Raw genomic sequence first — 10,000 nt, 5'->3', positions numbered from 1 at the left:
AATTTTCCCGCGACCCTTTCCTCAAAAATTCTCACCGGAATCCTAAGAGAAAAAATGGGATTCAAAGGTGTCATCATCACAGATGCGATGGAGATGAACGCGATTGATGTACACTATAAAGACCGCGACCCAGGAGTACTTGCAATACTGGCGGGAGCGGATATTCTTCTGATGACAAGCTGGGGAAAAACGACTCGCAATATGAAGAATCAGGTATTGACTGCATACAAAAAAGGAACCTTTCAAAAAGGAGAAAGAGATCTCTTAAAAGAAGCCGTATACAGACAAATTCTTTTAAAGCTCAAACACGGAATCGTCTACGAATTCTCTTCTAAAAAATCCGAATCGAAAGAAAAACTTTCGGAGTTGGAACAAAAAGAAATCGCCTTTTTTCAAGATCAGATTGCACAAAGAGAAAAAAACTTTTTAGAAATTTTTTCACCAACTCTAAATTCGGAAGTATCCAAAGCTTCCATCGTTGCATTTCCGTCTTCTTTCAATCCGGTTACCGTAAAAACGGAAGAAACGATCTTCGCCCTCCGAGGAAAAGAATTCGAAGCCTTACTCGCAGAAAAAAATATTCAAAACGCAAACCCCGGAAAAATTTCGAGTCTGGTCAAAGACAATAAATTCAAACGGGTTGTAGTAACCACATTCAGTCAATTGGAATTGGATTTAGCGGCGGGGCTGGCAAAACGTTTTCCGAAAATGGAAATCGTGGATCTTCACTACGGAACTCCATTCTTAAAATTGAATACGTTGCCAAATCTGAAAATCTTATTTTCTTTCTCTCCGACGTTGGAATCGAAAAAAGCGCTTTTGTATTCCGTTTTGGAAAGAACTTCCCCAATTCCGGTCGTAGATCTGATCTTAAAAGGTTCTGACGAAAAGACCGTCTCCCAACAACCATGAAAATTGATTCCGGAAATCCCGTTGCAAAGACGGGTTTTCCGGGAATCTATATTCATTATCCCTATTGCATTCAAAAATGTGAATATTGTGATTTTTATTCCCTGGGAAACGGAAAAAACCCGGTCCCGGACGAAAGAACTCTTTTCCAAAGATATAAGGAAGAAATAAACCAAAGAATTTCCGAAAATCCTACTGTTTCCAATTTAGAATTTGATACGATCTTTTTCGGAGGCGGAACGCCTTCTCGAGCGGACATAGCTCAAATCGCGAATCTCATCGATTTTTTAAAAAGGAATATCAAAATTTCAGAATATTCAGAAATTACTATGGAATGTAATCCAGAGGATATCACTTCCGATTTTTTAAAATCGATCGCACAAGCCGGAGTCAACCGAATCTCCGTGGGCATCCAAAGCTTTCATCCGGAAAGACTTCAATTTTTAGGTAGATACTACGATCCGAACAGATACGAAAACGTTTTGGAAACGGTTAAAAATTCCGAAATTTCCAATTTCTCCGCGGACTTGATCTATGGAATTCCGGGACAATCGATTGAGGAAATCTTAAAGGACGTTCTTCAGGTTTTGAAAGCAGGAGGAAAACATATTAGTCTCTACGCCCTCACCGTGGAAAAAGGAACTCCGTATTCCAGAAAGGTAATGGATAAAATTACTCCAGGACCCGAAGAAGAAATTCAGGAAGAAGTTTTGAAACTTTTACCGAACCTCCTTTCTCCGTATGAATTATTCCAATACGAAGTCAGCAATTATTCCAAACCTGGATTTTCGTCCGGACACAATCTCAAATACTGGACGATGGAATATTATTTGGGAATTGGCCCAGGAGCCCACGGTTTTCTTCCTACAGGAAGATATTCCAATCCGAGAAATGTGGAAACCTATAAAACAAAAAATCTTTCTAAAGAATACACAAAACCAGATCTTTATGAAGAACTAGTTCTTTCTTTGTTTCGCTTATTTCAACCGATTTCTATGGAAAGTTTTTATGAACTGATTCCCGAAAAAAAACAAATTCTAGACCGACAATTAAAACGATTGGAAGAATCCGGACTTTGCGAATTTTCAAACGGAATCTTTCAATGGAAACCGGAAGCCGTTTTATTTTTAGATTCTAAAATTTTAGAACTCACCTCTTTGTAAGTTCCCTCTGATTTATAAATCGCTTTCAGGTAGATGTTATAAAAATCAACAGGGTTGAGATCATCTTAGGACTCTGATTTTCCATTCCCTATTCAAAATCTTTAAAAGATGGGAAAGTAATCCCTAATTTTCTTCCAAAACGGTCTGGAAGTCCGTCCGATTTTAAGTCACTTTTCAGCCAAGTCAATTAGCATAACAATTTTAAAATTTCTACCAAAAGAACCTCTAAAACAGAGAAGAAATTTTAGACCTTTTTCTACAAATCCACACAAAAGCCCTCTATATAACATTATTTCCTTATTTTACAAAATATAACAACATAAAGCCCATATTTCAGTTCATAGCCATATTGAATCAATATTAAAAAATAATTGTATACAATTTCCAATATATATCACATCTCTAATCAAAACAGTATAAAAAATGAAAGTCCTACTGTTTTGTATTCAAACAATCCGCATTTAACAAAAAATGTTCTAAAAAAATAATTTGAACAATTTTAGAAGCAAATTTGCGGCACTCTTCTTTTTATTCTAAGCAGTTAGACATAAGGGAAAATACAAATGATAGCTAATACGAAGATACACCATTTTGAAATTTCCATTGCAAGCCACCATTGTGACGATGATGGAAAGTTAAATATAGACAATGCCCATTCCTTCCTAAACGAAGCAAGAAAAAAGGCTTTGAAAGAAATCGAATTGAATTCTCCAAGTCCCGATCTAACTCATATCGAACCGATCGTTCTTTGGTCAGAAAGTGATTACCGAGATCAGATTCATTTCCCGGATTCTATTTTAGTTCAGACCGAATTTAGAACGATTACAAACGCACGTTATAAGATTGTTCAGAAACTGATCCGAAAATCGGATCGCAGGGTCGTTTGTCATTCGAATTCATTCTGTATTCTTTTCGATTCCAATCGAAAAAGACCCTGGAAACAATCGGTTTCTTTGAAAGCTGTTTAAAATCTTAATATAAACTTCGGAATCTAAAAAGGACCTTCCAATTTTTGAGGCCCTAAAACGAAATTTAGACAGGCTTTTGGTTCAAGATCCGATACTTCTGTATCGAATTGCGATTTGCCCGGTGCGGACGATTTCTTCAACTCCATACTTGGACATAATTTCCACAATGGCATTCACTTTACGGGAGTTCCCTGAATATTCTATCGTCAGAGAAGCGTGTGTTAAATCTGCGATTTTCGCCTCAAACACTTCGCATACGGAGAGAATTTCCGTTCTTGTCGTCTCCGTCAGTTTTACCACAAGAAGTACCAATTCTCTGCTCACACAATCATGATAGGCAAGATCCTCCACTTCCAAAACGTCCGGTAGTTTTAAGAGTTGCTTTTTTACCTGCTCTACCGTGGATTCGTCCCCTTTTACTACAATCACCATACTTGAAATTTCGGGATTTACCGTGACGCCCACCGCAATCGAATCTATATTATAACTTCTGCGAGTAAATAAACCGGAAACATGGCTCATAACTCCCGGATGGTTGTTTACCAGTATTTTTAGAATATGTTTCATATTTTTTTCAGTCCGGCCAAATCCTTAAACTCGATCATTTCTTTTTGAGATTTTCCGGCAGGAATCATCGGAAATACCTTTTCCTCCGCCGGTATGATCACTTCTAAAAATGCCGCCCCGTCGTCTTTTGTAAAGAATTCAATTGCCCGGTCTATTTCCGATTTATCCGAAATTTTCATTGCAGGAATCGAATAAGCCTCCGCAAGTTTTATAAAGTCCGGGTTAAAATTCCATTCGGATTGGGAAAATCTCTCTTCGTAAAATAGCTCCTGCCATTGGCGAACCATTCCAAGAAAGTTATTATTGAACACTAGTATTTTCACTCCCAATTTGTTCGCGGCAACCGTTGCAAGTTCTTGAATATTCATCTGAATCGACCCATCACCGGATACGCAGATCGTCATCTTATCGGGTCTTCCAAACTTTGCTCCGATCGCGGCAGGGAGTCCGTATCCCATGGTTCCGAGTCCTCCGGAAGTAAGCCAATTGTTGGGTTCGTCCAAAAGATAATATTGGGCGGTCCACATTTGATGTTGTCCTACGTCCGTGGAAACGATCGCTTTGCCTTGAGTTTTTTTATAAAGACGCTCTAGGAAGTCCTGAGGTTTTATCACATTTCCGGAGTTATCGAAATCCAATGGATGATCCTTTTTTAAACCTTGGAGATATTGAATCCAGGAAGTTCGATCCTGTTTTTTTACGTAAGGTATGACAGCTTTCAACGCATCTTTCAAATCCCCGTGCAACAGATGATCCACTTGAACTCGTTTATTAAATTCGGCCGTATCAATATCTATATGCGCTCTGACCGCATTTTCCGCAAACTCCCCGATTTTTGCAACACGGTCGTCAAATCTTGCGCCCAGATTGAGTATATAATCACATTCTAATACCGCTTTGTTCGCGGCAACGGTTCCGTGCATTCCGAGCATTCCCATGCTTAAGGGATGTGTTCCCGGAAAAGAACCGAGACCCATCAAAGTTGTGGTAACCGGTATTTGTGCCTTGGTCGCAAGCTCGTAAATTTCCTTGTAAGCGACCGCATTGATCGCTCCTCCTCCCACATAAAGAAGGGGCTTTTTGGATCGGTTGATTGCTTCCGCAAATTCTTCCAAATTCCCGCGAACTTCCGGTTTTTTATAATGATGAGGGGCGATCTTGAGACGGGTTGCCTTTCTTACATCAGTCAATTCAGTTTGAACGTCCTTCGGAAAATCCAGTAGAACCGGCCCCGGACGGCCACCTAACGCAATCAAGGTCGCCTCCTCAAAGTGCCTTGCAATATCATCCGCAGACTTTATGAGTGCATTGTATTTTGTGATGGGAATTGTGATTCCGAAAATATCAGCTTCTTGAAAAGCATCCGTACCGATCGCATTTGTTGCAACTTGTCCCGTAATCGCTAGAATAGGAACCGAATCCATCTTCGCATCGGTAAGTCCAGTGACTAAGTTTGTCGCTCCCGGCCCTGATGTTGCAATGCACACTCCGAGTTTTCCGGTAGCTCTCGCATATCCCTCCGCCATATGAACCGCACCTTGTTCGTGTCTTACGAGGATATGTTTGATTTTTTTACTTTTATAAATCTCGTCGTAAAAAGGAAGTATAGCCCCGCCAGGATATCCGAAAACGACATCCACACCGTATCCTTCCAGAAGTTCCACCATCAGTCTGGCACCTGTTATTCTTCCTGATTCTGCGGACATACTTCCTCCTTTTAACGTCCATAAAGATACCGAAAAGGCTACTGTCAAGAGGAACCCGCAATCTCAAATCCGCGGTTCTTCTCCTAGAAAAAACGTTCTGAAAAGGTTTAGAATTTCAAAAAACGAATGAACTAATTCGATTCTACACGACGTTTTTTCTCTTAAGACCCGTGGACATACTTATTTCAACTCGTACCTATCTATAACAAAATCATGGTTGTCATTCAATTGAATATCTTTATTAAAAACATAAACGGAAATTTTTTTCCAAAATTTAGTAGAGAAAAGGGACTAATTTCCAGTTCAAATTACTTTTTATTTTGAGACTATAGTCATCTATTCTTATTTTCTTTACAGAATATTTGAACTTAAAAGAATATTCAACGAATCTTGTGCGTCAAAAATAATAATGCGAATTCTAAATTTGGAATAGCGTAAATCTTAAAAAGAGAGAATCAAATGGAAAATCCTAACGTTGAAAAAGAAGAGGATAAACAATTCGCAATCATCAAAAACCTCGCGAAGGAAGCATACAAACTTTTAGATTCTAACCAGCTCCCGAAAGCAGAAGCGAAGTTGAAAGAACTTCTGGAAAAAGATCCACACAATACTTATGGACTAGTTGGCATGGGTGACCTGTTCTTTAAGAAGAAAGACTACAAAAGCGCGATCGAATATTATCATAAATGTATTCAAGAAGATCCTTCCAATAAATTCTCTTTGATGGGATTGATGAATTGCTACCGGGAAATGAATCTTCTTTCCAGAGTGATCGAGGTAGCGGAAGACTATAGACATATTACAATCACCGACGCTTCGATTCTTAGCCGGGTGGCCGACGCTCATCGAAAACTGAAAAACTTTAAAGAATCAGAAATTTATTATATGCAGGCTCTACAAATCAACCCGAAAGATCAATATGTGATCGTGGGCCTGGGTCATCTCTACTTCGCGTGTCAAAAATACAAGGACGCGATCCATTGGTGGGAAAAACTGCTTTTGATTCAACCGGACAATATTAAAATTCTTACTGAAATCGGAAATTCCTACCGTAAGATCAAGGATTACGACGAAGCGATCCAATATTATCATAGAGCCGCGGAACTCGACAGGAAGAATTTCTTTGCGTTATACGGTCTTGCAGAAAGTTATCGAGGAAAAAAGGACTTTCACAAAGCCAATCAGTACTGGGAAAGAATTCTCGAATTTGACCCGGACAACAAACTCATCATCAACCGTTATGCGGACAGCCTAAGAGGAATGGGAGAATTTGACAAAGCTCTGGAATGCTTTAATAAAATTCTGGCCGAAGGAGAGGATTATTTCGCGCTTCTTGGAAAAGCTTCTTCTCTCAAACTTATCGGTAAAAGAGACAAAGCTGAGGAAATTTACCTCGATTTGCATAAAAAATTTCCGATGGATCCCAGACCTCTTCTCGAACTTTCAGATCTCTATGTCGAAATCGATAAACCTAGCGAAGCGATTCGATTACTCGAAGATTTTCAAAAAAAACAACCTCTGAACGAAGAAATCAAACACAAACTCGAAAACATCCGGGGTGAATAACGTTTTCAGGAGGAAAGATCTTTCCTCCCTCAGCCTATGACGACACTTCCCTCTTCTTAATTTAATTTTCGTTTTTTCTTCACAAACCAATTTAATATCCAGGAACCCGCACAATCGTCCCGGATGTTGAAGAAGTTCGTACCGGTATTTGAAATACTCGCAAACCACAACTTTCTGATAAAATTATAATCCTCTTCACAGATCGCATTCGGAAAAAGTTACAATCAGAGTTTAAAAGTATTCAGTTTAACATTCATATTTCTTTATATTAGTAAATCTAATTTCAAGAGTCAAACATTCATTATACTTTTTGAAAGTACTTCCACAACTTAAATGGCCTTAATACAATTCATTCTATCGAAACTAACACATTCCAATTAAACTTCCCCATATTGTTCGGATTTTCTCATTCCTAAAGGAATGGTGTTTTTAATGTAAGCTAATGTGATTTTACATTTCTCTTTTTACTTTCTCCTTGTGTTAATAATCGTAAATAGCTTAATTTACATAGGAAATCAATCAAGTTCGAATAACGCATAACTAAGGTATCGGAACAAAAATATGGATGACAACATTACAAATTCAATTCGTAAATTCATTCTTCATTTCATTTTGATAACCGAAGTCGTAGGTTTTACTTTTACGATTGGTACAGCGATTTTATTTTATAAAATGTTTTTGGAAATGGATTCCGATCAACTTGAAATCGCAATCTACACCACTTTAACAACTTCAGCTTTCACTCTCATATTCGCCATTTTTTCGGACATGCGCAGACTTCGGCCCATTCAAAAGTTTCTCTTTATCACGGAAAAGGGTATCGCAGATAAAGAAATCATCTTAAAAGCGCAGAAATCTATATTTCGTCTTCCTCTTTTTCATTCGGTCGAAATCGGTCTTCGAATTTTAATCACGGCCTCTGTCGTAATCACCATTCTCGGCCGATTTGTGGTCTTAGATGCAACCGATTACTACAATCTGTATGCGATCACTCTCCTCATGTCTCTTCTTATAGGAGTGTACACGTTTTTAGCCACGGAAAAATTGACTTCCAATCTGATAGAATCGGGTATATTCAAAAACATAGACGTCTCATCTCTGATAAAGGTTCGCCTAACAGGCTCTCTTACGATAACCTTTATCTTTATCATGTGTATCCTTGCGATTACGATTTCCTGTCTCGTATTCAAGTTCAACCATTTGGCGATTCAAAAATCGTATTTCAATCAGATGAAAAACATGAATGAAACACTGAATATTTTTACGGAATCGATCTTCGAGGAAGTTCAATCCGATGTGCAAAGATTGAAAAAAAACTCTTTATTCCTTTCTCTAATCGAGAATCGTAAAACGGACGAAATTCAGAAATTTTTAGAAACACTTTTAGAGCATTCTCCAAAATACGAATCCGTTTCACTTATCAAACAGGAAAATCAATCCTGGAAGGTTTTCATAGGTACAGGAATACTCTCCAAAGACCGCGAATCCATTCTCAAAGATTTTAAACTTCCTTCGAAAGATACTATCATAGAGACAATTTCAAGAAAAAGAATATTCTTAAGCGAACCGATCTCTTCTCCCATTTCCGGAACGCCCATACTTTTAATTTTGGAAACGATTTCGCAAAACGAAAATGTCTACATCGCTTATTCCCTTAGAATCGCCGATCTTACGAGTAAACTAATCGGTTCTATTCAAATCGGAAAATCAGGTTATTCCGGTCTTATTAGTCCGAACGAAGTGATAATCAATCACATTAATCCTTCTTTGAATCTGAAAAATTTGAAAAGTTTTTCTTTCTATCCTCAAATGAAAAATTATAAGAACAAAGTTCCGTTTCGTTATATTTTTAATGGGAAATACAAATATACAATTCTTTATAAAAATCCGAAATACGATTTTCTCACGTTCACTTCGGTCGAATGCGAAGAAATTACCGGAGAAGCGATCATATGCGTTTACGCGATGGTCGGAATTTCCCTTGCTGGTCTTTTTCTAATTGGAATTGTGATCTATTTCATTCTTAAAAAGAGAATCCGTCCTTTGGAAGAAAGTAAGAACGCCTTGGAAGCTATGGCGAAAGGAAATCTTACCAACGGACTCAAGGTTTTTTCAATGGATGAAATCGGAGAGATGGCAATTTCAATCAATTCGTTTAACAAAAACGTGAAAAAGGTTTTGAATAAGATCGCAAACTCATCCGAAAACCTTGCAAGCTCCTCCGACGAGATGTCGAAAGCCCATAACTCCATTTCCGATAACGCACAAAGCCAGGCTTCTTCTTCGGAAGAAATTTCCGCTTCGATCGAAGAGATCTCCGCCGGTATGGATGGAATGGACGCCCAGACAGAGGAGCAAGTCAATCTACTGGATCAATTCGCTTTGGACATGACTCAATTCTCACATTCCATTCATGCAACTTTTAGAAATTTGGAAAAGACGATGTCCGAAGTGGAAAGGATTACGGGAAACGCGCAAAAGGGAGAAAAATCTTTAGAGCTAACCAATCATTCCATCGCTAAGATCAGCCGCAGTTCGGAAGATATTGTCGGCGTCATAGAAATTATTAGCAACATCTCAGAACAAATTCATCTTCTTTCATTGAACACGGCTATCGAAGCCGCCAGAGCCGGAAGCGCCGGAAGAGGTTTTGCGGTCGTCGCCGATGAAATTTCGAAACTAGCGGATAAAACGACGGAGAGCATCAAAAATATCGAACATATCATTCAGAACAACGAAACGGAAATAGGAATCGGAATTCAAAACATCACCGATACGGTAAAAGTTATCTCCGGAATCATTCAGGGAATTTCTGAAATCAATCACCAGATGAAGGTGGTAAACCAGTTTATGGAAGATCAACTTTCCAAAAACGATCAGATGAATCTCACGGCGAAAGAAATCAAAGGCAGAGCGGACGCAATTCAAGCGGCTGTTCGCGAACAAAAAATTGCCATTGAAGAGATTTCTAGAAGGATCACTACCATAAACGAACTCAATCAATCTTCCGCGGCTTCCTCAGAAGAACTGAGTTCCAATTCTATCAACTTAGCAAAATTAGCCGAAGAGCTTAAACACGAAATAGAATTTTTTAAACTTTGATTTCGTAAGAAAACGAAAA

The 10,000-nt window shown here is 38.5% G+C and carries 7 protein-coding genes (1 of these 7 only partly in view); 5 read left to right on the top strand and 2 right to left on the bottom strand.

The features are described from left to right. The 3 genes from LEP1GSC062_RS11585 to LEP1GSC062_RS11575 form a co-directional block, all read left to right on the top strand. Window positions 1–912 carry the 3' portion of a glycoside hydrolase family 3 N-terminal domain-containing protein gene (locus LEP1GSC062_RS11585; RefSeq protein ID WP_039941890.1) on the top strand. The gene continues 885 nt to the left of window position 1, outside the view, so 912 of the gene's 1,797 nt are visible here — the last part of the coding sequence; the start codon falls outside the window, past its left edge; its stop codon occupies window positions 910–912. Beyond that, complete coding sequence (gene hemW / locus LEP1GSC062_RS11580; RefSeq protein ID WP_010577910.1) at window positions 909–2,072, top strand: radical SAM family heme chaperone HemW; 1,164 nt, start codon at window positions 909–911, stop codon at window positions 2,070–2,072. Before LEP1GSC062_RS11585 ends, hemW begins: the two co-directional genes overlap by 4 nt. 563 nt (window positions 2,073–2,635) lie before the next feature. After that, window positions 2,636–3,040: an acyl-CoA thioesterase gene (locus LEP1GSC062_RS11575; protein WP_010577909.1), complete on the top strand. Its 405-nt coding sequence runs from the start codon at window positions 2,636–2,638 to the stop codon at window positions 3,038–3,040. Between the two features lie 81 nt (window positions 3,041–3,121). Here LEP1GSC062_RS11575 and ilvN read toward each other — a convergent pair whose 3' ends face one another. After that, window positions 3,122–3,607 carry an acetolactate synthase small subunit gene (ilvN, locus tag LEP1GSC062_RS11570; RefSeq protein ID WP_010577908.1) on the bottom strand — a complete coding sequence of 162 codons (486 nt, stop codon included), beginning with the start codon at window positions 3,605–3,607 and terminating at the stop codon, window positions 3,122–3,124. Further along, window positions 3,604–5,313: a biosynthetic-type acetolactate synthase large subunit gene (ilvB, locus tag LEP1GSC062_RS11565; RefSeq protein ID WP_010577907.1), complete on the bottom strand. Its 1,710-nt coding sequence runs from the start codon at window positions 5,311–5,313 to the stop codon at window positions 3,604–3,606. The genes ilvN and ilvB overlap by 4 nt, the downstream gene beginning before the upstream one ends. A 459-nt stretch (window positions 5,314–5,772) precedes the next feature. Here ilvB and LEP1GSC062_RS11560 point away from each other — a divergent pair, with 459 nt between their 5' ends. Continuing rightward, entirely contained in the window at window positions 5,773–6,879 is a 1,107-nt protein-coding gene (locus LEP1GSC062_RS11560) for a tetratricopeptide repeat protein (protein WP_020984338.1), read from the top strand. 561 nt (window positions 6,880–7,440) lie between these two features. Continuing rightward, window positions 7,441–9,981, top strand: a complete 2,541-nt coding sequence (locus tag LEP1GSC062_RS11555; protein ID WP_020984316.1) for a methyl-accepting chemotaxis protein — start codon at window positions 7,441–7,443, stop codon at window positions 9,979–9,981. Window positions 9,982–10,000 lie beyond the last annotated feature (19 nt).

The sequence above is a fragment of the Leptospira alexanderi serovar Manhao 3 str. L 60 genome (assembly GCF_000243815.2).
Classification (GTDB): domain Bacteria; phylum Spirochaetota; class Leptospiria; order Leptospirales; family Leptospiraceae; genus Leptospira; species Leptospira alexanderi.
Note: the sequence above shows the minus strand (reverse complement) of the source record. Positions and strands in the feature narration are given on the sequence as shown.

What these genes read in the sequence shown, in the direction of transcription:
- hemW (WP_010577910.1), top strand. Translation starts at nt 909, where the DNA reads ATGAAAATTGATTCCGGAAATCCCGTTGCAAAGACGGGTTTTCCGGGA.
- LEP1GSC062_RS11575 (WP_010577909.1), top strand. Translation starts at nt 2,636, where the DNA reads ATGATAGCTAATACGAAGATACACCATTTTGAAATTTCCATTGCAAGC.
- ilvN (WP_010577908.1), bottom strand. Translation starts at nt 3,607, where the DNA reads ATGAAACATATTCTAAAAATACTGGTAAACAACCATCCGGGAGTTATG.
- ilvB (WP_010577907.1), bottom strand. Translation starts at nt 5,313, where the DNA reads ATGTCCGCAGAATCAGGAAGAATAACAGGTGCCAGACTGATGGTGGAA.
- LEP1GSC062_RS11560 (WP_020984338.1), top strand. Translation starts at nt 5,773, where the DNA reads ATGGAAAATCCTAACGTTGAAAAAGAAGAGGATAAACAATTCGCAATC.
- LEP1GSC062_RS11555 (WP_020984316.1), top strand. Translation starts at nt 7,441, where the DNA reads ATGGATGACAACATTACAAATTCAATTCGTAAATTCATTCTTCATTTC.